The 23,085-nt window shown below is 64.3% G+C and carries 23 protein-coding genes; 11 read left to right on the top strand and 12 right to left on the bottom strand.

The window, feature by feature from the left end; translation table 11 throughout:
* Positions 1-61: 61 nt before the first annotated feature.
* Positions 62-841: a putative hydro-lyase gene (locus OH764_RS21955; RefSeq protein WP_498850781.1), complete on the bottom strand. Its 780-nt coding sequence runs from the start codon at positions 839-841 to the stop codon at positions 62-64.
* Between the two features lie 178 nt (positions 842-1,019).
* Here OH764_RS21955 and OH764_RS21960 point away from each other — a divergent pair, with 178 nt between their 5' ends.
* Positions 1,020-1,961, top strand: a complete 942-nt coding sequence (locus tag OH764_RS21960; RefSeq protein WP_498850782.1) for a LysR family transcriptional regulator — start codon at positions 1,020-1,022, stop codon at positions 1,959-1,961.
* A gap of 12 nt (positions 1,962-1,973) precedes the next feature.
* On the opposite strand, the gene mdcH is transcribed toward OH764_RS21960, so the two are convergent.
* The 8 genes from mdcH to OH764_RS22000 are packed head-to-tail and all read right to left on the bottom strand — an operon-like array spanning position 1,974 to position 9,034.
* Positions 1,974-2,906: a malonate decarboxylase subunit epsilon gene (gene mdcH / locus OH764_RS21965; protein WP_498850783.1), complete on the bottom strand. Its 933-nt coding sequence runs from the start codon at positions 2,904-2,906 to the stop codon at positions 1,974-1,976.
* Positions 2,906-3,613, bottom strand: a complete 708-nt coding sequence (locus tag OH764_RS21970; RefSeq protein WP_498850784.1) for a phosphoribosyl-dephospho-CoA transferase — start codon at positions 3,611-3,613, stop codon at positions 2,906-2,908. Before OH764_RS21970 ends, mdcH begins: the two co-directional genes overlap by 1 nt.
* On the bottom strand, positions 3,613-4,428 hold the full coding sequence (mdcE, locus tag OH764_RS21975) for a Clp protease/crotonase-like domain-containing protein (protein ID WP_498850785.1): 816 nt from the start codon (positions 4,426-4,428) through the stop codon (positions 3,613-3,615). Before mdcE ends, OH764_RS21970 begins: the two co-directional genes overlap by 1 nt.
* The gene (locus OH764_RS21980) at positions 4,425-5,312 is read right to left on the bottom strand and encodes a malonate decarboxylase subunit beta (protein WP_498850786.1); all 888 of its coding nucleotides are present in this window, start codon (positions 5,310-5,312) and stop codon (positions 4,425-4,427) included. Before OH764_RS21980 ends, mdcE begins: the two co-directional genes overlap by 4 nt.
* Complete coding sequence (locus OH764_RS21985; RefSeq protein WP_027780258.1) at positions 5,309-5,623, bottom strand: malonate decarboxylase subunit delta; 315 nt, start codon at positions 5,621-5,623, stop codon at positions 5,309-5,311. The genes OH764_RS21980 and OH764_RS21985 overlap by 4 nt, the downstream gene beginning before the upstream one ends.
* Positions 5,624-5,628: 5 nt before the next feature.
* On the bottom strand, positions 5,629-6,591 hold the full coding sequence (locus OH764_RS21990; protein ID WP_498850787.1) for a triphosphoribosyl-dephospho-CoA synthase: 963 nt from the start codon (positions 6,589-6,591) through the stop codon (positions 5,629-5,631).
* Positions 6,591-8,252 carry a malonate decarboxylase subunit alpha gene (gene mdcA / locus OH764_RS21995; RefSeq protein WP_498850788.1) on the bottom strand — a complete coding sequence of 554 codons (1,662 nt, stop codon included), beginning with the start codon at positions 8,250-8,252 and terminating at the stop codon, positions 6,591-6,593. The genes OH764_RS21990 and mdcA overlap by 1 nt, the downstream gene beginning before the upstream one ends.
* An 8-nt stretch (positions 8,253-8,260) precedes the next feature.
* Positions 8,261-9,034, bottom strand: coding sequence for a GntR family transcriptional regulator (locus OH764_RS22000; RefSeq protein ID WP_410802524.1), 774 nt, complete (start codon positions 9,032-9,034; stop codon positions 8,261-8,263).
* A gap of 169 nt (positions 9,035-9,203) precedes the next feature.
* On the opposite strand from OH764_RS22000, the gene OH764_RS22005 reads away from it, so the two are divergent.
* Positions 9,204-10,502: an MFS transporter gene (locus OH764_RS22005; RefSeq protein WP_498850789.1), complete on the top strand. Its 1,299-nt coding sequence runs from the start codon at positions 9,204-9,206 to the stop codon at positions 10,500-10,502.
* A gap of 71 nt (positions 10,503-10,573) precedes the next feature.
* On the opposite strand, the gene OH764_RS22010 is transcribed toward OH764_RS22005, so the two are convergent.
* Entirely contained in the window at positions 10,574-11,506 is a 933-nt protein-coding gene (locus OH764_RS22010) for a DMT family transporter (RefSeq protein ID WP_498850790.1), read from the bottom strand.
* A 102-nt stretch (positions 11,507-11,608) separates the two neighbouring features.
* Between OH764_RS22010 and OH764_RS22015 the strand changes: the two genes are divergently transcribed.
* On the top strand, positions 11,609-12,496 hold the full coding sequence (locus tag OH764_RS22015; protein ID WP_498850791.1) for a LysR family transcription regulator: 888 nt from the start codon (positions 11,609-11,611) through the stop codon (positions 12,494-12,496).
* Between the two features lie 46 nt (positions 12,497-12,542).
* Here the strand turns inward: OH764_RS22015 and OH764_RS22020 are convergent, their stop codons facing one another.
* Positions 12,543-14,102 carry a carbohydrate porin gene (locus OH764_RS22020; RefSeq protein WP_498850792.1) on the bottom strand — a complete coding sequence of 520 codons (1,560 nt, stop codon included), beginning with the start codon at positions 14,100-14,102 and terminating at the stop codon, positions 12,543-12,545.
* A 262-nt stretch (positions 14,103-14,364) separates the two neighbouring features.
* On the opposite strand from OH764_RS22020, the gene OH764_RS22025 reads away from it, so the two are divergent.
* The 8 genes from OH764_RS22025 to hutC (OH764_RS22060) all read left to right on the top strand — a co-directional run bounded on the left by OH764_RS22025 (position 14,365) and on the right by hutC (OH764_RS22060) (position 22,169).
* Positions 14,365-15,048 (top strand): hypothetical protein, encoded by a 684-nt coding sequence (locus tag OH764_RS22025; protein ID WP_214881613.1) that lies wholly within the window; start codon positions 14,365-14,367, stop codon positions 15,046-15,048.
* Positions 15,049-15,076: 28 nt separating this feature from the next.
* Positions 15,077-15,913, top strand: coding sequence for an arylamine N-acetyltransferase family protein (locus tag OH764_RS22030; protein ID WP_498850793.1), 837 nt, complete (start codon positions 15,077-15,079; stop codon positions 15,911-15,913).
* Between the two features lie 331 nt (positions 15,914-16,244).
* A complete protein-coding gene (locus tag OH764_RS22035) occupies positions 16,245-17,105 on the top strand; it encodes a transporter substrate-binding domain-containing protein (RefSeq protein WP_498850794.1) in 861 nt (286 codons plus the stop codon).
* 88 nt (positions 17,106-17,193) lie between these two features.
* On the top strand, positions 17,194-17,916 hold the full coding sequence (locus OH764_RS22040) for an ABC transporter permease (RefSeq protein ID WP_027780247.1): 723 nt from the start codon (positions 17,194-17,196) through the stop codon (positions 17,914-17,916).
* Between the two features lie 13 nt (positions 17,917-17,929).
* A complete protein-coding gene (locus tag OH764_RS22045; RefSeq protein ID WP_498850795.1) occupies positions 17,930-18,685 on the top strand; it encodes an ABC transporter permease in 756 nt (251 codons plus the stop codon).
* A 34-nt stretch (positions 18,686-18,719) separates the two neighbouring features.
* Positions 18,720-19,511, top strand: coding sequence for an ABC transporter ATP-binding protein (locus OH764_RS22050; protein WP_020070309.1), 792 nt, complete (start codon positions 18,720-18,722; stop codon positions 19,509-19,511).
* Positions 19,512-19,549: 38 nt separating this feature from the next.
* Positions 19,550-21,226 carry an HAL/PAL/TAL family ammonia-lyase gene (locus OH764_RS22055; protein WP_498850796.1) on the top strand — a complete coding sequence of 559 codons (1,677 nt, stop codon included), beginning with the start codon at positions 19,550-19,552 and terminating at the stop codon, positions 21,224-21,226.
* A gap of 259 nt (positions 21,227-21,485) precedes the next feature.
* On the top strand, positions 21,486-22,169 hold the full coding sequence (gene hutC, locus OH764_RS22060; RefSeq protein ID WP_027780245.1) for a histidine utilization transcriptional repressor HutC: 684 nt from the start codon (positions 21,486-21,488) through the stop codon (positions 22,167-22,169).
* Positions 22,170-22,223: 54 nt separating this feature from the next.
* Here the strand turns inward: hutC (OH764_RS22060) and hutC (OH764_RS22065) are convergent, their stop codons facing one another.
* The gene (gene hutC / locus OH764_RS22065) at positions 22,224-23,054 is read right to left on the bottom strand and encodes a GntR family transcriptional regulator (protein ID WP_498850797.1); all 831 of its coding nucleotides are present in this window, start codon (positions 23,052-23,054) and stop codon (positions 22,224-22,226) included.
* Between the last annotated feature and the right edge of the window lie 31 nt (positions 23,055-23,085).

A 23,085-nucleotide genomic window follows, 5' to 3' on the forward strand; every position in this document is an offset into this window, starting at 1 on the left:
AACTCCGGTCGTCGTGATGGGCCGCGTCTAGCGCGCGGCTTGCGGATGAAATGGCGCCGCGCTAGATGACGGCGAGCGAGGCGTTGGGAATGTCGGTGACGAGCATGTGTCCCGGCTTGTGCGCGATCGCGAACGGCAGGCGCGCGCTCTCTATGGCGGCTTGCGGGGTGACGCCGCATGCCCAGAACACCGGCAGTTCGTCGCTGCGCACTTCGACTGCATCGCCGAAATCGGGCCGGCTCAGATCGCGAATGCCGATCAGCGACGGGTCGCCGATATGTACGGGCGCGCCATGCACGGCGGGAAAGCGGCTCGTGATCTGAATCGCGCGGATTGCGTCGGCGGCTTTCAGTGGGCGCATCGAGACGACGCGGTTGCCGCCGAACACGCCTGCCGGCACGTTGCGCTCGCGTGTGCGATACATGGGCACATTGACCTGCTGTTCGATATGGCGCAGGCCAATGCCTTCGCGACGCAGCATTTCTTCGAACGAAAACGAACAGCCGATTGCAAACACCACCAGGTCGTCGCGCCAGAGCTCGTTGAGGCTGTGCACTTCTTCGGCGCGCTCGCCGTGGCGATACACATAGAACGCAGGTACGTCGTTCCGAATATCGAGGTCGGCGCCGAGCGAGGGCACGCGCCACTGGCCTGGGTCTCCGATCCCCAGCAATGGGCACGCCTTCGGATTGAGCGTGCAGAAACGCAGAAAATCGGCGGCATATTGCTGCGGAAGAATGGCGAGATTAGCTTGCGCGTAGTCGCCGCAAAAGCCTGCGGTGGGACCCGACAAGCGGCCGCTGCGTATCTGCTGACGAAATTCGGATGGCGTGTAGGACATGAACGGCTCGCTTCGGATTTAACGGACTGACCTTCTGATGCGTTCCAGAGTAGTAACGTCAAAAATATCCATCCAGCGAGATTTTCTTCCGTTCCGTTAAATTAAACTTAACGGCGAGAGTGCCGCTTTACGACGATCATGCCGCCTGTTCATCCGCTTTATTGCGAGACCACATGCAATGAATACCCGCTTCGTGGAAACATTTCTGACGCTCGCCAGGCTCGGCAGTTTTCGTGCGACGGCGGCGGCGATGCACGCAACGCCCGCCGCCATTTCACTGCGTATCAAGACGCTGGAGTCGGAGCTCGGCGTCGAATTGATCGAACGCGATGCGCCCGAATTCAAGCTCACCGCAAATGGCGAGCGGCTGCTTGCGCACGCGCGCTCTGTGGTGCAGGCCACGCGTTCGCTGCAACTGGCCGCACAGGACGAAACGCAGTTGGCGACCCGGCTGCGCCTCGGCGTGATCGAGACGGTCGTGCATAGCTGGTTGCCCGACTACATCCGCATGCTGAACCTGGAGTACCACCGCATAGTCGTGGACCTGACCGTCGATCCGAGCGCCGTGCTCGGACCTCGCCTGCGCGCCGGCGAACTCGATCTCGTGATCCAGGTGGAAGAAGCGGGCGAGCGCGAGACATCGATTGTGTCGGCATTGCTGGCAAGTTATCCGGTGCGCTGGATCGCGCGCAGCGACCTGATTCCCGCGAGCCGTGCGAAGCATGTCGGGGCGCTGCTGCGCAAACCGGTACTCACGTTCGGCCGCGGCACGGCGCCGCAAATCGCGGTGGAGACCATCGTGCACACGCTGGCCACGCGCGCGGGCGTACCGCTCGCCGATACGCAGGTGACGTGCATGCCGTCGGTCGCGGTCATCGTCAAACTATTGCGCGACGGCTTTGGCATCGCGGCTGTGCCCGCGCTTTTTGTCGAGCCGTATCTGACGAGCGGAGAGTTGGGGCAGTTGCAGGTGCGTCCGTTGCCGCCGCCGATCAACGTGGCGATGTACTACCGCGACGATGCCGACGTCGGCGTGCTTGCAGCGGCGCGCGTTGCGCGCAATGCCTGCGATGCGTATGCGAAAGCGATGGGGCGGCAGTTGATCGAGAAGCGCCAGTGAGGCGCGGCTTGCCTATCTGGTTTCGAGGCGCCGCTGTGCTGTCGCCGTCAGGCGTTCGAGCGGAAGCGTGCTGGCCGCGAGCGCGGCGATGTCGGGATAGTGTTCGCGCGTGATGTCGGTCAACACCTGGCCGGGCGGCGCTTCTATCGCGACGCGCATGCCCATTTCCTGCATGACGGTGAGCGCGTCGAACCATCGCACGGTGTAGCGCATGTTGGTCGCAAGGTCGTCGCGAATCGCGTCAGCCGTGTATAAAGGGCGGCCACCGCGATTGCCAATGTAAATACTTTGCGGCGCGCTGAAGTGAAGGGTACGCGCGTAGGCCGACAGTTCGTTGCTTGCGTTCGCGAGCAATTCGCAATGTGAAGGCACGCTGACCGCAAGGCGCGTCGCCTTGCGCGCCCCCGCCGCTACCGCGCGGGCGAGGAAGCTGTCCAACGCGGCGTTCGCACCCGCCATGACTATCTGCCGCGGCGCGTTCACATTGCCGATGTAGACGGGCGGCTCGCCTGCGTCGGCATGTTGGGCGGCGAGCGTTGCGAGCTGGTGCTCCGTCAGCCCCGACACTGCCGCGAGACCGTAGCCCGATGGGTAGGCGGCCTCCATCAGTTCGGCGCGACGGTGGACCATCTGCAATGCGTCGTGGAAGGCGAGCGCGCCGCAGCTCACCGCCGCCGGATATGCGCCCACCGACAACCCGGCGCTCATCTCGGGCGACAGCCCTTCATCGGCCAGCGCGCGGGCGAGGGCCACCCCCGCCACGGTCAGGCCGCACTGCACGGCAACGGTCGAGCGCAATGCATCGGGTGTGTCGAGCGAAAGGACGTCGATGCCGAGTACGTTGGAAGCCTCGTCGAGCGTCGCATGCACGGCGGGATGTGGCGGCAGCCGATGCAGGAAGCCGTCGGTCTGCGAACCCTGGCCGGGGAAGATCAGCGCGAGCATCAGACGTCGGTCGGCTGAACGGCGGCCCACGGATCGGCAAGCAGTTGCGGACCGCTTGCGTGGCGCGCCATCACGCGTGCTTTGCCCGCGGCCCACTCGGTTAATGCGACACCGCCTGCCGGCGTTTCCAGTTGCGCGTCGATGCGAATGCCGGTTTGTCGCGAGAGCGCGTCGAACCGGTTCAGCAAGTCTGCGGCGCAATCGCGCGATAATCGTTCCGGTGTCCGAATCAAAAGATCCAGGTCGCTCGATTCCGACACTGTGTTTCTCCGCGTTGCCAGTTCAAAACCCGCGCTTCCGGTGGGGCCCCACACGAGTCGATTCAATGCGCTGGTCGAATCCCGCTGCAACGCGGCGAGCGCGACAAAGGCGGGCAATGCGGCGCGCCCCGCGAGCGGCTCGTTCCGCACGAGCGCTTCGGGCGCGGTTGCTTCGACGATCTCCGCCGATGCCACCCACGTGCCGTACCGCTGCGAGCGCTGCGCGCCGCGCACGCCGACTGCGACGACGCCCAGCGCGGTAAGCGCACGCCGCACGACCGCATACGGCGCGCGCTCGAAAGCGTCGCGGACCCATGCGGGTTCGCCTTCGAACGTAGCGAGACGCCGCAAGTGCAGCAGGTCGTGCGGCCGCCAACGTGTATCAGACGACCCGGCGCACGGCGCAGCGGACTGCGCGGTGAAGGGCGGCGCGGCACAGACACGCATTACACGGCATCCCATTGTTCAGCGAGCCGCCGGCGCACTTCGATAGACGCCGCGCGGCTCTTCTGCGCGGCCGCCGATTCCAGCCGCCGCGACAGGTTGCGGCTGCCCGTGCGTGCGCTGCTGATCTGTTCGCACAACACCTGCCGTACGCGCTTGATTTGCGCGGCGTCAGGTGCATCCGCGTCGATGCCTTCTATCAGTTGATCGAGCAGTCCGAGCTTCGCAAACGAGGCCATTGAGTACGACATCGGCACAATGGTTTCGCCGAGTGCATCGAGTGCTTCGACCGTGCGACGGGTGACGCGCGCGGCGGCTTCCTTGCCCATCGCATGGACCATCGTGCCGGGTGCATCGAGCGCGACAATGCGATTCGCTTGATAGCCGTGTGCGAGGAATGCGCCCGACATCGCCGGTCCGACGATCAGCGCGATAACCGGATGTCCCGCATCGCGAGCCGATGCATAAGCGTCGACGGCGGCGGCACACGCGAGGTGAATGCCGAGCATTTCCTCGCGATAGCCATACGCCTGGCTTTTCACGTCGACGATTGCGACGATAGGGCGGCGCGTGCTGCTCGCCGCATCCGCCGCGATTGTTTCGCGGACCGCTCGTGCAAGTTGCCAGCCTTGTTCGAGACCGACCACGTTGTCGGTCGCGCGCGGAAAGCGGTTGGCGGGATCGGGCACGACGGTGATGAAGCGCGCGGTCTCGTCGCCGAGCGGCGCATCGCCGCTCCACACCGGCGCCGCGCTACGGGAATCGCCGGCGAGCGCGTGGAACCAGCGCGCGCCGCGGCTCAGTTGGGTGTCGCTCATGCTTGCTCCTTGCGCGGCTGATTGGCGTCTTGCTTCGTCGAATAAACCTCGCGCATGCTTTCCGGCGTCACGCTGGCCGGGTCGATCCGCGCAAGCCGTTGCAAGAACACATCGACCTGTTCGCTTCGGTGTGCTGGCGGCACGCCGAGCGCGAACGCGGAACGCACGGCGGCGCGCACGGCCTCGGCGTCGTCGTCGACGAGGCTATCGGCGAGCGCCGTCGCCGCGCGCTGTTCTCCGCCGATCAGCTGCCACACGCGGCGCCGGTCGCTTGCATCCAGCTCTTCGATGCCGGCTTCCTGTTCGATCACCTCGGGCCCGTTCATGCCGAGCCGGCCCTGTTTCGTCACGACGAGGTACGAACACAGCGCTGCCGCGAGCGACATGCCGCCGAAGCAGCCGACCATGCCCGCGATCACGCCGACCACCGGCACATGACGACGCAGCGCAACGATTGCCGCCTGCATCTCGGCGATCACAGCGAGGCCCAGGTTGGCTTCCTGAAGGCGCACGCCGCCGGTTTCGAACAGCACGACCGGCCGCACGATCTTGCCGCGCTCGCAATCGCGCAGCGCCAGTTCGAGAGCAGCGGCGATCTTGCTGCCCGATACTTCGCCGATGCTGCCGCCCTGAAACGCCGATTCGATCGCGGCGATCACAGCGGGCTCGCCGTCGATCGTGCCGCGCGCGATCACGCCGCCGTCGTCTGCCTGGCAAACGACGCCTTGCAGCGGCAGCCAGGGCGACTCGATCCTGTCGAATGGGCCGAGCAATTCGCGGAAGGTGCCCGCATCGAGCAACGAGCGGGCCCGCTCGCGAGCGGGCAGCTCGATGAAGCTGTCGCGCAGCAGCGGCGCGGCATGCGTGCTGGCAAGCGTGCTCATGCGTCGTCTCCCTGTTCGGCGGCCTCGACGGCTTCGGCGAGCCGCAATGCCACGACGCCGGGCGTCGCACCGAAGTCGTTGATTTCGATTTGCGCGGCACCGTCGTAGCGAGTGAAGAAGCGGTCGAGCACGCTCTTCCAGATGTGACTGTAGCCGTCCACGCTCGTGCGCACGACGACATGCGCGGTCAGCGCGTTGGCGTTATCGGCGGGGGCGAGCAGCACTTCCAGATCGCCCGAGCCGACCACGCCGACATGCGCGCGGGTCGTGACGGCGCGTTGCGCCGGATAGTCGAAGGTCAGATGTTCCATGTGGCTCAGCTCCCGCTGGCGTCGTGATGCGCCAGCATGTCGAGAAAGAGGGTGGCGGCGAGCAGGTCGGCTGCGCCGCCGGGCGATGCGTTGAGCGACAGCAATTGCTGTTCGAGTGCGGCGAGGGCGATCTGGCCTTCGCGTGTCGAGCTGCCACCGGCTTGCACCACGCGCTGCGCGCCTCGCTGACCGGCATGCAAGCCGTCGAGACCGGCGCGATGCAGCAGGCAGGTGTCGTCAAGCGAAGCCATGATCGAGAGCAGGGCGTCGACGCGCGCGGCGTCTTCGGCGATGCCGCGTTCGCGTGCCGCGATCAACGCGGGCAAGCCCGTGCCGATCACATGCGGAAAGCCTTCTTGCGCTTCGCGGCGTGCGCCGCCGACCTGATAGCGCTGCCGCACGCGCTCTCCGTGACTGTCGGTGGCAGCGGCAAAGCGGTCGGGGAAGCAGGCGATCTGCGCCGCGCGCCGGCAGATGCCCGATGCGTCGAGCCGGCTCGCGGTCTGCTGCAACGACGCGCCCGCGACCAGCAGGCCGACAATCCAGATTGCGCCGCGATGCGCGTTGCTGCCGCCTGTCGCGCGCAGCATGTCCTGCTCGCCCGCGCGGCCGATCTGCGCGAGTTCGGTGCGCAATAGCGCCGACGGTTCGCCGCGGCGGCGCGCCGTGCGCGCTAGCGCGTCAAACGTCGGTTCGAGCGCATGCGCCGAGCGCCGCATGATTGCGAGGTCGAGGTCGCGATGCGCGCCGCTGCCGCGCCGATCGACGAGCGCGGGCTTCGGCGTGAGTTCGGCTTCGTCGATTAGCGCGGTCACGGCGTAATGGGCGAGTTCCGCGTCGGTGAGCAGCTTCTGGGTAGGCTTGCTGACGCGAGCGCCCGGCAACTGCGCGGGCCCGACTTGCACGGCTTGCCCAGAGTGTGTAGGCGACCGCTCATCGCGCTCGAACAAAAGAGCAGCGGCTCTCATCACCAGCTCCTGAAGCGAGCCGGCGGCGCATACAAACCGCCCGACCACGTGACCAGATCGTCGATGCTGCGTGCCGCCAGCAGCGAGCGCTTCGCTTCACCGCGGCGAATGCCAAGATCTTCCGGATACGCGACGATGCCGCGCCGGCGAAGTTCGGCAGTTTTCTCAGGTCTCGCACGCAAGCCGATCGGCGTCACGCCGGCCACGGCGGCGATCGCGGCGCGCCGTTCGTCGATGCCTTCGGCCTTGTGCAAATGCGCGATGCCTTCCTCGGTGACGACATGGCTCACGTCGTCGCCATAGATCATGACCGGCGCAATCGGCATGCCGTTTTTCGCACCCACGGCGACGGCATCCAGTTCGTCGACGAAGGTCGGCTCGCCGCCTTTCTTGTATGTCTCCGCGAGTTGCACCACGAGCTTCTGACCGCGCGACACGGGCCCCTGATCCTTGAGAAGCTTGAGCCACGCTTCGCTCGAATGACGGCGGCCGCGCGGATCGTGGCCCATGTTCGGCGCTCCGCCGAAGCCGGCGAGACGTCCGCGCGTCACCGTGGATGAATTGGCGTCCGCGTCGATCTGCAACGTCGAGCCGATGAAGAGGTCGACGCCGTATTGGCCGGCCAGTTGGCACAGCACGCGGTTCGAGCGCAGCGTGCCGTCGTTGCCGGTGAAGAACACGTCCGGACGCGCCTCGATATACGCCTCCATGCCGACTTCGCTGCCGAAGCAATGGATGCTGTCGACCCAGCCCGATTCGATCGCGGGGATCATCGTGGGATGCGGATTAAGCGTCCAGTTGCGGCAGATCTTGCCCTTCAGGCCGAGCGACTCGCCGTAGGTGGGCAGCAGCAACTCGATCGCCGCGGTGTCGAAGCCAATGCCGTGGTTCAGAGAACTCACGCCGTACGGTTCATAGATGCCGCGTATCACCATCATCGCGGTCAGCACCTGCAGATCGCCGATATGGCGCGGATCGCGCGTAAAAAGCGGCTCCACCGCGAACGGCCGGTCCGCTTGCACGACGACGTCGACCCACGAGCCTGGAATATCGACACGCGGCAGTTCATCGACGATCTCGTTGACCTGCACGATCACGATGCCGTGACGAAACGCGGCGGCCTCCGCGATGGTCGGTGTGTCTTCGGTGTTCGGGCCCGTGTAGAGATTGCCGTGACGGTCCGCTTTTTCTGCGCAAAGCAGCGCGACGTGCGGCGTCAGGTCCACGAACATGCGCGCGTAAAGTTCGACGTACGTGTAGATTGCGCCGATTTCCAGTTGCCCGTCTTCGAGCAGTTGCGCGACGCGCAAGCTCTGCGGCCCGGCAAACGAGAAATCCACTTTATGCGCGATGCCGCGTTCGAACAGCGCCAGATGCTCGGGGCGGCTGATGCTCGATATGAGCAGATGCACGTCGTGAAGCTTCTGCGGATCGACCTTCGCCAGCGAGCGCGACAGAAAATCCGCCTGCTTCTGGTTGTCGCCCTCGAGCGCGACCCGGTCGCCTGGCTGGATCAGCGTTTCTAGTGCATCTACGATGCGGTTGGGCGGCAGGACGCCGTCTTCGAGCCATGGCGCGATAACGGCGAGGCGGCGGTTCTTTTCGTCGCGGCGCGTGGTCCACGAACGTGCGGCGGATGACGCTTCGGCGGATGGATTCATCGGCTCAATCAGCTCCCGGTGGTGATGCGCGGGGGTCTGCCGCGCGGCTTGGGCCGGTTCGCGAGCGCGGCTTCCGCCTGCGCGCGTTCGGTCAGGAAACGGTGGAGCAGATCGCCCGTGCCGAGCAGGTGCGCGACGACTAGCGCTTGCGCGCCCGGCACGTCGCGCCGTTGCACGGCGTCGAGCAATTCGCTGTGTTCATTGTCGGATTCGCCCTTGTAAGAAGGCAGACCGAATTTCAGGCGCAGATACCGTTCGCCACGCCGATGCAGCACGCGGATCAGGTCTTCGAGCTGAGGACGCGCGGCCGGCGCATACAGGCTCATGTGGAACTCGGCATTGCGCGCAACATATAGCGACGGGTCCGGCTCGCGCTCCGCCGCGCGGCACAGCGCCGCGCATTCGCGCAGCGTGGCCGCCGTGTGTCTGGGTATTGCCAGCCCGATCGCAAGGCTCTCCAACGCGGAGCGGATCTCGTAGATTTCACGCGCTTCATCTGCGGACAAGGGCGCGACGGTCGCACCCTTGTGCACCGCGACCTTCGCCCAGCCTTCGGTCTCCAGCAGGCGCAAGGCCTCCCGCACCGGGATCGCGCTAACCGAAAAGTGCCGGGCGAGCGCGTCCTGGCGCAGCGGCGCGCCGGGCGCCAGCGTGCCGTCGATAATTGCCTCGCGCAACGCCTCCGCGATTACGCGGGACGTGCTCTCTCGTGGCGCGGCTGCAGGAAGAAGCGGAGCGCGCACGGGGGCATCCAGGGGAAAACCATCTGTTGCGTCGTTCATGGTTCAAATATTATATATAAAACGACGCGAATTAAACGCGGGCAAACCCGGAATTTCTCTCCGGGCCCCGCAGGGTGCTGTGGGCTTGTACGGCAACCATGGCTTCACGACAGCTCGCGTCCGGTCGTTTCCCTTTCATATGCAGGTAACAGCAGGCAGGAGGAGCACGATGAGTTCACTCACCGACCGCACGTCGGCCGCACGGCGCCGCACGCCGTTGAATCGCTCGCAGATTGCGGGTTTTTGGGGCGCTTGGGCCGGCTGGACGCTCGACGGCATGGACTCGTTCATCTACGCGCTCGTGCTCACGCCGGCGCTGACCGAGCTATTGCCGCGCTCCGGCTACGCGGCGACGCCCGCCAACATCGGGCTGGCCGGTTCTATTCTGTTTGCGCTGTTCCTGGTCGGCTGGGGCATGTCCTTCATATGGGGGCCGCTCGCCGATCGCTTTGGACGAACCAAGGTGCTGGCGGGCACGATCTTCACATTTGCGATTTTTACGGGGCTTGCCGCGACCTCTCACAACGTGTGGGAGTTGGGAATCTATCGCTTCATCGCGGGAGTCGGCATAGGCGGGGAATGGGCGCTCGCCGGCACCTACGTGGCGGAAGCGTGGCCGGAGGATCGTCGCAAGATGGGCGCCGGCTATCTGCAAACGGGGTATTACGCGGGCTTCTTCCTGGCCGCGGCACTCAACTACACGATTGGCGTGCATTTCGGCTGGCGTGCGATGTTCCTGACGGGAGCCGTGCCGGTCGTCGTCGCGATTCTGATTTTGTTGCGCGTGAAGGAGTCCGAGAAATGGCAGAAGGCCGAGGCGAACGCTGAACGCGCGAAACCGCTGCGCGAGATCCTGGGACCGGCCTACCGGCGACGCACATGGGTCGCGTGCATTCTCTTGACGATTGCCATTATCGGTTTGTGGGCGGGGGCCGTGTATGAGCCGTCGGCCGTCATTCAGCTTGCGTCCAAGGCGGGGATGGCGAAGAACGATGCGATCAGAATGGCGTCGCTCGCAACGGGCTTGCTGTCCATCGGCACGATTCTCGGATGCCTCGCATTGCCGCCGCTCGCTGAACGCTTCGGGCGCCGCAAGACGCTAGCGTTCTACTTCGCGGGAATGGCGGTGGCGATCACCGGCAGTTTCGGCTGGGCCTTCTATTTGCCGAACGGGCTCGCGCCTTTCATCGCATGGCTGTTCGTGCTGGGTTTCTTCGGCGGCAACTTCGCGCTGTTCAGCTTGTGGTTGCCCGAGCAGTTCGAAACACGCGTGCGTGCGACGGCGTTTGCGTTCTGTACGTCGTTCGGACGGTTTGTTGGTGCGGGCGTGAACTTTCTGCTTGGCGCGGCGGTTCTTCACATGCACACGCTTGGGGTGCCGGTGGCTCTGACGGCGCTCGTGTTCGTCGCCGGTCTGTTTGTCATTCCGTTCGCGCCGGAGACGAAGGGTGAAGTGCTGCCGCAGTAAATTCGACGGGCTTCGCAGCGCGGTGCCGGCCGTTTGCCGGCACTTGTCTGCCACCAAGCCTGAACGTCAACTCACTCTGCATGACCCCGCGCGCGCCGGCGCGGGAGCAGCAACGAAACAAGCGGCCAGCCGAGATTCACCCCGAGACTCGCAATCACGATGAGCGCCATACCCGCGAGTTGCGGCAGCGAAAGCGCGCGGCCGTACACGATCGCATCGACGGCAATCGCGGTGAGCGGATAGATGAACAGCAGCACCGCGATGATCGGCGTGGTGAGCTTGGGCAACGCGCCGTAGATCAGCACATACGAGAGCCCCGTGTGCAGCACGCCCATGCCGACGATCCAGAACCACTGCATTGCCCCAATGTGCCCGGCATCAAAGGGCGCAATAAACGGCGCGATGATCGGCAGGAACACCACACCCACCGCGCATTGCGCGAGTGTCAGCAGGTGCGGGCGCAAGTCGCCGAGTCCCTTGGCGATCAACGTGACGCTCGCATAGAGCACCGAGCCGCCCAATGCTTCGCCGATGCCGATCAGATAGCTCGTATGGCCTTGCAGATTTTCCGTGGCCGCCACACCCGACGCGAGCACGAGCCCGACGAACGCGGTCGCGATCCAGCCAAGCCGATCGGCGCCTAGCCGTTCGTTGAAGAGCGCGGCGCCGATCAGCACGACCCAGAAGGGCTGCACGTGGAACACCACGGTCGCGACAGCAATACTGGTGCGATGGATCGCATCGAAAAAACCGACCCATTGCGTGACCATCAGCACGCCGGAGATCAGCGCGAGTACGACCGTACGCCGTGTGAAATGTGCGCGCGTGAAGAAGCCCTTCCATGCGCAGTACGCGGCCAGCGAGAGGAATCCAAACAGGCAACGAAAGAACACCAGTGTCAGCGCGCCGAGTCGCGCTTCCTCGACAAAGACGCCGAGCGTGCCCATCAGCAGCCCTCCGCCGGCCAACGTGATGGCGCCCTGTTGACGTTGGGTGAGGGTCATGCCGATCGTCTCCGTGAAGTGATGCAGCCAAGTATTGCGCCGGTTGCGCGGCGATCACAAACGAATTAAATTGAGAAATTCCATAAGCGGGATTGATAAATCATGCACCCCGAGTTCGACGCCGATCTGTTGCGCACTTTCGTCGCGGTCGTGGATACAGGCAGTTTCACGAAAGCGTCGGCAATTGTTCACCGCTCGCAGGCCGCGGTCAGCATGCAGATCAAGCGGCTCGAAGCCATGCTCGGCACCACGCTGTTCGCGCGCAACACGCGCAACCTGTCGCTCACGCGGCCCGGCAATACGCTGCTCGAATATGCGAGGCGCGTGCTGGCATTGCACGAGGAAGCGTGGTCGGCGATCGTTCGGCCCGAAGTTACCGGACGCGTGGTGCTCGGCGCGCCGGACGATTACGTGTCGTCGCTGTTGTCGCCGGTCTTGCGGCGATTTTCGAATCTGTACCCGCACGTGGAAATCGAAATCGTTTGCGCGCAGAGCACTTCGCTCGCGCCGATGCTGGCCGACAACAAGATCGATCTCGCCTTTGTCACGCGCGACCGCAAATTGCGCGGCGAATTCGTTCGCAGCGAGCCGATGGTGTGGGTAGGGGCTAGCGTCGATACGCCGGTACTGGCAGCGTCGCCGTTGCCCGTCGGGCTGTACGAGCCCGGCTGCGTGGCGCGCCAGCATACGCTGGCCGCGCTCGACGGCGCGCGGATTCGCTATCGCGCGGCATTCAGCAGCGCGAGCCTGATGGGCCTCGTCGCAACGGTGGACGCGGGTTTGTCGGTGGTGGCGCTCACGCGTTGCAGTGTGCCGCCGCGCCTCGCTATTCTCGGCGAAGCACAAGGCTTGCCGAAGATAGAGCCGCTGGAAATCGTGGTCGCGCGCAGCGCGAAGTCAGACAGGCCGACCTGCGATTATCTGGCAGCGCAGATGGTTCAGGATCTGTCGTTACGCAACCAGCCGCGCGGCTCGGCGGCCGCCCAGTGAACGGGTGCGGACGACTTCACGCTTTTCGGTCGCAGCGCGATGCGAATCAAAACGTGATGTTGGTGCGCAGGCCGACGACGAACGTGTTGCGCAGCGGCTTCGTCGGATCGTTCGGATTCTGACCGGCGCCCGCGTTGAAGGTGTATTGCGCGTCGGCCTGAAGCATCCACCACGGGGCGATCTGGTACTGGTAGGTCGCTTCGAGCGCGGTTTCACTCGTGCGAACACCGTACGGGCCGCCGCTGAATGCCAGGTTATCCTGATCGATTCCGTGTGCGTGGTTGCCGATCTTGATGTACGTGAGCGCCAGACCCGCGCTGTCATTGTCGCGGCCGGCGAACGGCGCTTTGAGCACGACGCCCAGATTAGCCGCGACGCTCACCAGGTTGCGGTCACCCGGCGCACCCATCACGCGCGCGAACACGCCGAGGCTGCGCGCTTCGCCCGGGTTGGGCCGCCAGATCATCTGATCGGCCACTGCGTAGAAGCTGTAGTCGCCGCGATGGTTCGCCGCGACGCCCGTTGACGCGGGACTTGCTAGCGACACACCGTTGCTGTCGTAGCGTTGATCTGCGAAGTGGCCATTGTTGTACCAGACACCGATCTTGTAGGTACCCGGCAGTCCGCCTCCGGCAGTGCTCGCCGCAGGCGGCGTGTCGCTGTCTGCCGGCTGGTTGATCGCATACTGCAACTCGCCGATGAACAGCGTGCCGTTATGCAGGTTGAAATTAGTCCCGCTGCGGTTGTTAGGATTGTTGCCGAGCGGATCGCCGTCGAACACACCGGCGAGCGCCGTCAACGAAGGCGTGATCTGTCCGCGCACGCGCACGCCGAGCGCCGACAGTGGGTACGCCGGCCCGCCCGACGGCATGTCGTAAGTGGGCAGCGCGGGCCAGCCGAACATCGTGTTGATGAAAAGCGCGGAGTACGTGCTGGAAATGAACTCCTGGTCGATACTTTGCTGACCGACCTTCACGTCGATCCGTTTGTTCAGGAACGACTGCTGATACCACAGCTCCCACAGGCGCGTGCTGTTTTCGGCTTCAATGCCGCTTGCCGTATTCAGCGTGCCGAGTTTGTCACCGCTGAAATTGCCGCCGTGAATCTGCAATGCGCTCACGTTGAACTGGCCGCCCGGCAAGCCGAACGCCTTGTCGGTATCCAGTTGGACAGTCGCGGTAGTCACGCCGTCGTACGCGGCGCCGCGCGCGAGGCCGCCGCGCAGGTTGCCAAGCAGTTCGCTGGTTTCAGTGAGAGCGAAGCTCACGCCATATTTGCCGAGCCACGGGCGCAAGCCACCCATATCGCCGAAAATCTGGTCGCGGCTCCAGAAGCCGGTCTCGCTGGCTGCGGCTTTGCCCGTATCCGCGCCTGCTGCTCCGCTTGCTTCGCTTGCGTCTTGCGCGGCGTCGGCATTTGCGCCTGCGTTGGCATCGCCTTGCGCCATTGCCGCACCCGAAGTGCAAGCCCACGCGAACGCCGTGCACCACGCTATGCGCCGAAACGAACGCGTGCGGCTGCGCCCGGCCGCCTTGCTGCCAGATGACAGAAATTCGAAGCGGACAGGCAAGGATGCAACGGGGCGAATGGATCGGGCGAGCTTCATCAAAATGCCTTGAATGTTGTTATCGACTGCTTTCGTGCGCCGCGGCGTTAAATAGCCATTTAACCGGGCGCAGGCCGGCATCGGTTCGCGCGAACCGGACAATGGGCGTGATCGTACCGAGGCATGTACCGGTGCGTCAACGAGATGCAAATGACTGGCGCCAGCATGCCGGGACTCACGCGTCGAAAATTCGTGCGAACGCGTAACGGTGCGGCTTGTCGAACCGCACGAGTTTCCGCAGTCTCTTACAAGGGAGTTACATATGAAGCGTGTCCTTCTGATTTCGTTGCTGGCGAGCGCCGGTCTTTTCGCAAGCGGCGTTTCGAACGCACAGTTGAATCTGAAACAGTTTGGCATTGGTGGCGGGGACACATCCGCGGATGCTGGCGCGGCATCGTCTGGCGGCATATCGCAGTTGTTGCAAACGTATGTGGGTGCGAATCAGCAGGTGCTGAGCGGGCAGTCGTCGCTTGCGTCCGCAATGGGTCTGTCGAGCGCGGCCGGACAGGCGCAGCAGGCCGCCGGCTTGCTGAGCGGCGGTACGCCGTCGGTCAGCCAGTTGACGCAAGTGGGCAGCACGCAGCAGTCGCTGTCGCAAACGTTGACGCAGGCATTTGCCAGCCGTGCGGGTGGAACGGGCAACGCAACGCAAACGCCAGTGAACAAGCAGGCGTTCACCGACGGGCTGGCGTCGCTCGGTAAAGGCGTCAGCCAGTATTCGAGCTTGCAGTCGGGCCTCGGCAGCATCGGGCAGATGAATCCTGCTTCGCTGCTGCAGGCCGGCATGAATCCGCAGACCGCGCAGAGCGCGTCGTATATCGCGCAATCGGCGCCGGGGCAGTTGCAGTCGCTGATGTCGACGCTCAGTTCCGCGGTACAGTTCGCAACGAGCAACGGTATCAGCGTGCCGTCGATCGCGAAGTCGGCGCTCGGAGGCGGGCAGTAGCGCAACTAGAATCAGACGGACGACGCCCATGTCACACACACTCAATCTCGACAATTACTTCGAGCGCATCGGTTATACGGGCCCGCGTGCGCCGACGCTCGAGGTGCTGAAGGCAATTCACCGGTTGCATCCGCGAGCCATTCCGTTCGAAAACCTGAATCCGCTCACGCGTCGCGCAGTGAAGCTGGAACTGGAATCCGTCGAAAGAAAACTGGTCGACGATCACCGGGGCGGCTACTGCTTCGAGCAGAACGCGCTGCTCGCGAACGTACTGATCGAACTGGGCTTTCAGGTCACGCCGTTGCTTGGGCGAGTGCTGTGGGGCCGGGAGCCCGACGCGGTTCCACCTCGTACGCACATGGTGCTGCGAATCGATGTGGATAACGAAGCATGGATCGCGGACGTGGGTTTCGGCAGCGTTACGCTGACATCGCCGGTGCGGTTGACGCCGGGCCTTGCGCAACGCACGGACCTGGGCATCTTCCGTCTCGCCGACGCCTCGCACGACGCGCTGTATCTCGAAGTGCAGGCGCGCGATCAAACGTGGTCGCGCGTCTATCGCTTCGATTTGCATCCGGTCGAGTGGATCGATTACGAAACGTCGAACTGGTACACCTCGACATCGCCGGAAGCGGTCTTCGCGAACAATCTCATCGTGTGCCGCGTGTTGGACGACACGCGCCTCACGCTGCTGAACGATCAACTGAACGAGCGCGCGGCGGACGGCGGTATTTTCCGCGAGCAGCGCCTCGCAAGCGTTGACGAACTCGCGGCCTGTCTGCACGATCGCTTCGGTCTGAAGACCGGCGACATCGACCTGGCGGAGATTTTCGAGCGCGTGCGCACGCCGGCCGATTCCGCGTAATTCCTCGCCCGCGCCGTCGGTCCTTTCATCTCGCCGACGTGTCCGCGCAGCGCACCTCCGCGTTGCATTCCTCGAACCTGTCTAGACAAAGTGCATCATGCCGACGCATCCGCTGCGACCCGGCAGGTGTACGCCTTCGCCGCCGATCCCCTCGGAAAGCCCCGATTCGCCGCTCCTTATAGGGGCTTACCCGATGATCGCGCAATTTTTCCAAGAATCCCCTTGCGACGGCTTTTTGACTCATGCAGACTTGTCTATACAAATTCAGCGGCGCTCAAAACGCTGGTTCGCATTCCGGTTCGACGGTTTACTCAATCAAAGGAGTTTCGACGTGAAAGTGAAACGCACCACGGCAGCAAAAGCATTGATCGGCGCCGTGCTCGGCGCCGCGGCGATTTTGGGCGCACCGGCGCAGGCGAAGGAATGGAAGACGGTGACGATCGCGCTCGAGGGCGGCTATGCACCGTGGAACCTGACCTTGCCCGGCGGCAAGCTCGGGGGTTTCGAACCTGAACTGGTTGCGAACCTCTGCGAGCGCATCAAGCTGCGATGCAACCTCGTCGCGCAAGACTGGGACGGCATGATCCCGGGTCTGCAAGCCGGCAAGTTCGACGTGTTGATGGATGCGATCTCGATCACGCCGGAGCGCGAAAAAATCATCGCGTTCTCGAAGCCGTATGCGGCCACGCCCGCTACGTTTGCGGTGGCCGACGCCAAGGTGCTGCCCAAGGCCGCAGCGGACGCGGGCGTCGTCAAGCTCACGGGCGATCCGAAGTCCGATCAGCCGACCGTCGACGCGCTGCGCAAGCATTTGAAGGGTAGGACCATCGGCATCCAGTCCGGCACCGTCTATACCAAGTTCATCAACGACGGCTTCAAGGACATCGCCACGATCCGCGTCTACAAGACGTCGCCCGAGCGCGATCTCGATCTGGCGAACGGGCGTATCGACGCGTCGTTCGACGACGTGACGTACTACGCCGCGAACATCGACAAGAAGGAAACCGCATCGATCGTAATGGCCGGCCCGAAGATCGGCGGTCCGATCTGGGGCCCGGGTGAAGGCCTCGCGTTCCGCAAGCAGGACGCCGACCTGAAAGCGAAATTCGACACCGCGATCAGCGCGGCGCTCGCCGACGGCACCGTCAAGAAGCTGTCCGCCAAGTGGTTCAAGACCGACGTCACGCCCTGATTCACGAGGCGTTGCACGAATGCTGCATGCGTGGGCGCGAGCTCGCGCGTGCAGCTGTTTCATCGTCCGTCAAGACGGGAGGTAGGCAATGGCTCTGATACAGATGCTCGGCTTCGGGCCGGAAGGTTGGGGCGGCGTGCTGCTGCTCGCGGCGTTGATGACTGTCGCGCTCACGCTCGCGGCGCTCGCGGTCGGGGCCGTATTCGGCGCCCTGGTCGCTGCGGCTAAGCTGTCGCGTCTGCGCACACTGCGCGTGATCGGCGACATCTACACGACGGTGTTTCGCGGCGTGCCCGAACTGCTCGTCATCTACCTGTTCTACTTCGGCGGCTCGACGCTCGTGACGACCGTGGGCCAGTGGTTCGGCGCCGAGGGCTTCGTCGGCGTGCCGCCGTTCGTGATCGGCGCGCTCGCTGTCGGCATGATTTCCGGCGCTTATCAGGCCGAGGTGTATCGCTCGGCGGTGCTCGCGGTATCGCGCGGCGAACTCGAAGCGGCGCGCTCCATCGGCATGCCTACCCTCACCATGGCGCGCCGCATCCTGATTCCGCAAGTGCTGCGTTTCGCCTTGCCCGGCATCGGCAACGTATGGCAACTGAGCCTGAAAGATTCCGCGCTGATCTCGGTCACGGGTCTCGCCGAACTGCTGCGCACAAGTCAGGTGGCGGCGGGCTCCACGCATCAATACTTCACGTTCTTCGTGGTCGGCGGCGCGCTGTATCTGCTGATGACCAGCATCTCGAACCGGGTCTTCAACCACGCCGAGGCACGCGTGGGCCGGTCCTTCAAGCGCAACTTCGCGCGCAACTGACGGCGACGGCATCATGAACTTCGACTTCGATTTTCTGCTCGATACGGTGAAGCAACTGCTCGCCGCCGTACCGACCACGCTCGGCCTGTTCTTCTGTTCGCTCGTTCTCGGGGGGCTGCTGTCGCTCGTGATCGTCACGATGCGCGTGTCGCCGCACTGGCTGCCGAACCGTTTCGCGCGCGCTTATATCCTCGTGTTCCGCGGCTCGCCGCTGCTGATCCAGATGTTCCTCGTGTACTACGGCATGGGGCAGTTCGGCGTGATTCGCGAGAGCTTCATGTGGCCGGTGCTGCGCGAGCCGTATATGTGCGCTGTTTTATCGCTCGCGCTCTGTACCGCCGGTTATACGGCCGAGATCATTCGCGGCGGCCTGATGGCCGTGCCGGTCGGCCAGATCGAGGCGGGTTACTCGATCGGTCTGTCGGGCTTTGGGCTGCTGCGCCGCGTGATCGGCCCGATTGCACTGCGCCAGTGTCTGCCTGCTTATTCGACAGAAGCCGTACTGCTCGTCAAGTCCACCGCGCTCGCGAGTCTCGTTACCGTGTGGGAAGTGACCGGCGTCGCACAGCAGATCATTCAGCAAACGTATCGCACGACGGAAGTGTTTATCTGCGCCGCGCTGATCTATCTGTTCCTGAACTTCATTATCGTTCGCGCACTCGGCATGCTCGAAACGCGCCTGTCGCGGCATCTGCGTGCGGCGCCGAAGCAGACCGCGCCGAGCCGCCCGGTGTCCGCCACTACCGAAGCACGCCGCGCCGCGCCCTGAGCGCCGGCCATTCCGGATGAACCTGGAGAATTCCATGAACGCTACGGCACCCGTTGCACTGTCGGTCAAGAACATTCACAAATCGTTCGGCGACCACCACGTGCTCAAAGGCATTTCGCTCGACGCTCATCAAGGCGACGTGATCTCGATTCTCGGCGCGAGCGGCTCGGGCAAAAGCACCTTCTTGCGCTGCCTGAATCTGCTGGAGACACCCGACGACGGTTCCGTCGCGCTCGCCGGAGAAGAACTGAAAATGAAGCGCCGCGGCGACGGCAAGCTGCAACCGAGCGACCGCCGCCAGGTGGACCGCGTGCGTTCGCAGCTCGGCATGGTGTTCCAGAACTTCAATCTCTGGTCGCATATGACGGTGCTCGAAAACCTGATCGAAGGGCCGATGCGCGTGCAAAAGCGCAGCCGCGCCGAGTCGGTGGAAGAAGCCGAGGCGCTGCTCGCGAAAGTCGGTCTCGCGGAAAAGCGCGGCCATTATCCGGCGCATCTGTCGGGCGGCCAGCAGCAGCGTGTGGCGATTGCGCGCGCTCTTGCCATGCATCCCAAAGTGATGCTGTTCGACGAACCCACGTCGGCGCTCGATCCCGAACTCGTTGGCGAAGTGCTGCGCGTCATGCGCTCGCTTGCCGAAGAAGGGCGCACGATGCTGGTCGTCACGCACGAAATGGGTTTTGCGCGGCACGTGTCGAACCGCGTGATGTTCCTGCATCAGGGCCAAGTGGAAGCCGACGGCACGCCTGACGAAGTATTCGTCGAGTGCAAGTCGGAGCGCTTCCGTCAATTCGTGTCGAGTCATCAGGACCGCACGACCAACTAATCCGTATCGCCACGCACTCTACCGAGCAGAGCAACATCATGGCCGTGATTCGTTCCGATCGTCCTCTCGACTGGGCCCAGGTGGCGGCGGTCGCCGCCGGGGAGCCGCTCGAACTTTCCGCCGACGCGCGCGCGCGCATTGCGGCGGCGCATGTCCTGGTGCAACAGATCGTCGAGCGCGGCATTCGAGCGTATGGCGTCAACACGGGCGTGGGTGCGTTGTGCGACGTAATCGTGTCGCCCACCGAACAGCGCACGCTGTCGCGCAACATTCTGATGAGTCACGCAGTCGGTGTCGGCACGCCGCTCGGTGTCGCCGAGACGCGCGCGATCATGGCCGCCGCCGTCAACAATTTCGCGCATGGGCACTCGGGCATCCGTATCGAGGTCGCGGATCAACTCGTGGCCTTGCTCAATGCCGACTGCTTGCCTGAAGTGCCGGCGTTCGGCTCGGTCGGTTATCTGAGCCACATGGCGCACATCGCGCTGGTGTGCATCGGCGAAGGTCATGTGCGATATCGCGGCGAGCGTATGAAGGGCCGCGACGCGTTGTACATGCTCGGCCGCGAACCGCTCGTGCTGGAAGCGAAGGAAGGCCTCAGCCTGATCAACGGTACGCCTTGCGTGACCGGGCTTGCCGCATTGGCGCTTGCACGCGCGGTGCGTCTGCTCGATTGGACCGATGTCGTCGCGGCCATGAGCTTCGAGAATCTGCGCGGCCAACTGGCAGCGTTCGATGAAGATTCGCTCGCGCTGCGCATCTCGCCGGGCTTGAACCTCGTAGGCGAGCGGATGCGGACCGCGCTTGCCGACAGCGGCATTCTCGCGGCCGTGGTCGGCCAGCGCACGCAAGATCCGCTCAGCATGCGCACCATTCCGCACGTGCACGGTGCGGCGCGCGACGTGCTCGCCGCGACCGCGGACGTGGTCGATCGCGAACTGGCGTCGATCACCGACAACCCGATTGTCGCGGGCACGCCGGAAGATCCGCGCGTCTATTCGCAGGCCCATGCGGTGGGCGCATCCATTGCGCTTGCGATGGACAGTCTCGCCACCGCCATCGCGCAGGTCGCCGCAATGGCCGAACGGCGGCTCGATCGTCTCGTCAATCCGCTGGTGAGCGGCTTGCCTGCGTTTCTGGCCGAGCCTGGCGGTACCTGCTCGGGCTTCATGATCGCGCAGTACACGGCGGCCTCGCTGGTCGCGCAGAACCGGCGGCTCGCGCTGCCAGCGAGTCTCGACGGCGGCATCACGTCGGGCTTGCAGGAAGATCATCTGTGCCACGCCACGCCTGCCGCATTGAAGGCGCTGGAAATCATCGACAACGCGGGGCGGATCGTCGCGATAGAGCTGCTGGCCGCGGCGCAGGCCTACGACCTGCAAGCCACCGACGCCCCACCGGCGCCGCATACGCAGGCGTTGTGGCAGCGCGTGCGGCAGATCGTGCCGACGTATCGCGACGACCGTCCGCTCGCTGACGACATGAGCGTGGCGTTCCGGATGATCGCTGGCGAGGCGCCGCCGCCGTTGCCTGGCCCTGACAAGCTGAGGCAGCGCAATTTCAGTGTGGTTGCGGACGCGTCTATCGGGAAGGTCGCAGCGGCGAGTAACCTCCCAGCCGCCGCAAATAGTGTGGGCGATAGCGCGGGCGTGATGAATGTAGCGGGCCATGTCGCCATTGCAGGCAGCGTGCCGGTCGTCGCTCACGTGGCCTGACAGAGACATATCCGGTGAGCGGGCTTACCCGCCGGCGAACCGACCGAGGTGTCCCCAAGGGACTTACTGCGGGGCGTACAAGCGGTACAACGGATGCGATCCGAAACCCACCCACGAGGTCGGAGTGAACACAACTACAAATGAGCAGAAGCGCGCACAACAAAGCGCGGAGACAGTTTCACAAGCCGCCCCGCAAATAAGCGCGGCAAATGGCGGCAACGCGGACCGCGCCGTGTGCAAGGAGACGCCCGCGAAAGCAATGCCCGCCTATGAACAGATCAAGCGCTATGTGATCCGGCGTATCAGCGAAGGCGACTGGAAGCCGGGCGGACTGATCCCGTCCGAAACGGAACTGGTAAAGGAGTTCGGCGTCGCTCGCATGACGGTCTCGCGCGCGTTGCGCGAATTGACCACGGAGCGCGTGCTGACCCGTGTGCAGGGTTCCGGTACGTTCGTCGCGCCGCAGCGCTACGAGTCGACGGTGTTGGAAATCCGCAATATCGCCGATGAAATCACCGCGCGCGGTCATCGTCATTCGGCCCGCGTGTTGACGCTCGAACCGAGCGACGACCCGCAGGCGCTCGAAGCGCTCGGCCTGTCGAGCGGCCCGGCGTTCCACTCGTGCATCGTGCACAGCGAAGAGGGCGAGCCGATCCAGTACGAGGATCGCTACGTGAACCCGAAGGTGTTCCCCGAGTATCTGCAGCAGGACTTCACCATCGAGACGCCGAATCATTACATGGTGCGCCTCGCACCCATCCAGCGCGCGGAGTTTCGCATCTACGCGCAGAAGCCGGACGCGTATGTGCGCCGTCATCTGTCAATGGAAATTGGCGAGCCGTGCTTGCAACTATGGCGTCGTACGTGGGTCGGCGAAGACGTGGCGACGTCCGTGCAGTTGTGGCATCCGGCGTCGCGCTTTCATCTGGCGGGCAATGTGTGACGGGTCAGCACGTGCACCGGCACGGCGGGAAACCAGGTTGTGACGCGTGGCGCGTCAGCCTTGCCGTTGCGACATATCCGGCGAAAAGCGGCAGCCGAGCCGGTACCGCGAGCCGGGATGTACGAACCGCGCGAACGTCACCGCAACACCGCTCGTCCAGGTTCGACGCACGAGCGTGAGACACGGTTCTTCCGCGCGAATTTCGAGTAGTCCGGCTTCGGCCTGAGTCGGTAACCCCGCGTCGACAATGTGTTCGACGTCGTGCGCAGGCACCGTTTCGAACAGATACTCCGACGGCCGGATCGCCGAGAAATCCTGCTGCAGAAAATCCGGCGCAATGGCCGGATTCACGTAGCGATCCTCCAGTTGCACCGGCAAGCCATTCTCACGGTGCACGCAAACAACATGAAAAACCGAAGCGGCCGGCGCGAGCCCTAACGCATTCGATACGACGACAGATGCCGTCTCGCGCTGCAAAAGCACGGTACGGTAGCTGTATTCGTGTCCGCGTGAGCGAATCTCATCGCCGATATGCGCGATCATCAGGAGCGTGGATTGCGGTCTTGCTTGCGCGACGAAGGTGCCGACGCCCGACACCCGCGTAACGAGCCCTTCGTGCGCCAGCTCGCGCAGCGCGCGATTGACGGTCATGCGCGAAACACCCAGCGTCGAAACGAGGTCCAGTTCGGAGGGCAGACGCTCGCCGGCCTGACGCGCGCCCGATTCGATGATGCCAAGAATATGCTGCTTGACCTGCTCGTAGCGTGCAGCCGGCGCTTCACCTGCAGCGCTCGTACCCGCAGTCGCGTCGCGCGTGCTTCGAACCGCGGCGGCTGGCGGCTTGCTGTGGGCTTTGTGGCTCTTGCCGCGAAGCATGGAGGACATCGGCAGCCCCTGGTTACTGTCCGCGCAATGC

Origin of the sequence: Burkholderia sp. M6-3 (assembly GCF_050858985.1) — a bacterium.
Taxonomy (GTDB): domain Bacteria; phylum Pseudomonadota; class Gammaproteobacteria; order Burkholderiales; family Burkholderiaceae; genus Paraburkholderia; species Paraburkholderia caledonica.

Coding starts and splice junctions, on each gene's coding strand:
- OH764_RS21955 (WP_498850781.1), bottom strand. CDS start 841: ATGTCCTACACGCCATCCGAATTTCGTCAGCAGATACGCAGCGGCCGC.
- OH764_RS21960 (WP_498850782.1), top strand. CDS start 1,020: ATGAATACCCGCTTCGTGGAAACATTTCTGACGCTCGCCAGGCTCGGC.
- mdcH (WP_498850783.1), bottom strand. CDS start 2,906: ATGCTCGCGCTGATCTTCCCCGGCCAGGGTTCGCAGACCGACGGCTTC.
- OH764_RS21970 (WP_498850784.1), bottom strand. CDS start 3,613: ATGCGTGTCTGTGCCGCGCCGCCCTTCACCGCGCAGTCCGCTGCGCCG.
- mdcE (WP_498850785.1), bottom strand. CDS start 4,428: ATGAGCGACACCCAACTGAGCCGCGGCGCGCGCTGGTTCCACGCGCTC.
- OH764_RS21980 (WP_498850786.1), bottom strand. CDS start 5,312: ATGAGCACGCTTGCCAGCACGCATGCCGCGCCGCTGCTGCGCGACAGC.
- OH764_RS21985 (WP_027780258.1), bottom strand. CDS start 5,623: ATGGAACATCTGACCTTCGACTATCCGGCGCAACGCGCCGTCACGACC.
- OH764_RS21990 (WP_498850787.1), bottom strand. CDS start 6,591: ATGAGAGCCGCTGCTCTTTTGTTCGAGCGCGATGAGCGGTCGCCTACA.
- mdcA (WP_498850788.1), bottom strand. CDS start 8,252: ATGAATCCATCCGCCGAAGCGTCATCCGCCGCACGTTCGTGGACCACG.
- OH764_RS22000 (WP_410802524.1), bottom strand. CDS start 9,034: ATGAACGACGCAACAGATGGTTTTCCCCTGGATGCCCCCGTGCGCGCT.
- OH764_RS22005 (WP_498850789.1), top strand. CDS start 9,204: ATGAGTTCACTCACCGACCGCACGTCGGCCGCACGGCGCCGCACGCCG.
- OH764_RS22010 (WP_498850790.1), bottom strand. CDS start 11,506: ATGACCCTCACCCAACGTCAACAGGGCGCCATCACGTTGGCCGGCGGA.
- OH764_RS22015 (WP_498850791.1), top strand. CDS start 11,609: ATGCACCCCGAGTTCGACGCCGATCTGTTGCGCACTTTCGTCGCGGTC.
- OH764_RS22020 (WP_498850792.1), bottom strand. CDS start 14,102: ATGAAGCTCGCCCGATCCATTCGCCCCGTTGCATCCTTGCCTGTCCGC.
- OH764_RS22025 (WP_214881613.1), top strand. CDS start 14,365: ATGAAGCGTGTCCTTCTGATTTCGTTGCTGGCGAGCGCCGGTCTTTTC.
- OH764_RS22030 (WP_498850793.1), top strand. CDS start 15,077: ATGTCACACACACTCAATCTCGACAATTACTTCGAGCGCATCGGTTAT.
- OH764_RS22040 (WP_027780247.1), top strand. CDS start 17,194: ATGGCTCTGATACAGATGCTCGGCTTCGGGCCGGAAGGTTGGGGCGGC.
- OH764_RS22045 (WP_498850795.1), top strand. CDS start 17,930: ATGAACTTCGACTTCGATTTTCTGCTCGATACGGTGAAGCAACTGCTC.
- OH764_RS22050 (WP_020070309.1), top strand. CDS start 18,720: ATGAACGCTACGGCACCCGTTGCACTGTCGGTCAAGAACATTCACAAA.
- OH764_RS22055 (WP_498850796.1), top strand. CDS start 19,550: ATGGCCGTGATTCGTTCCGATCGTCCTCTCGACTGGGCCCAGGTGGCG.
- hutC (WP_027780245.1), top strand. CDS start 21,486: ATGCCCGCCTATGAACAGATCAAGCGCTATGTGATCCGGCGTATCAGC.
- hutC (WP_498850797.1), bottom strand. CDS start 23,054: ATGTCCTCCATGCTTCGCGGCAAGAGCCACAAAGCCCACAGCAAGCCG.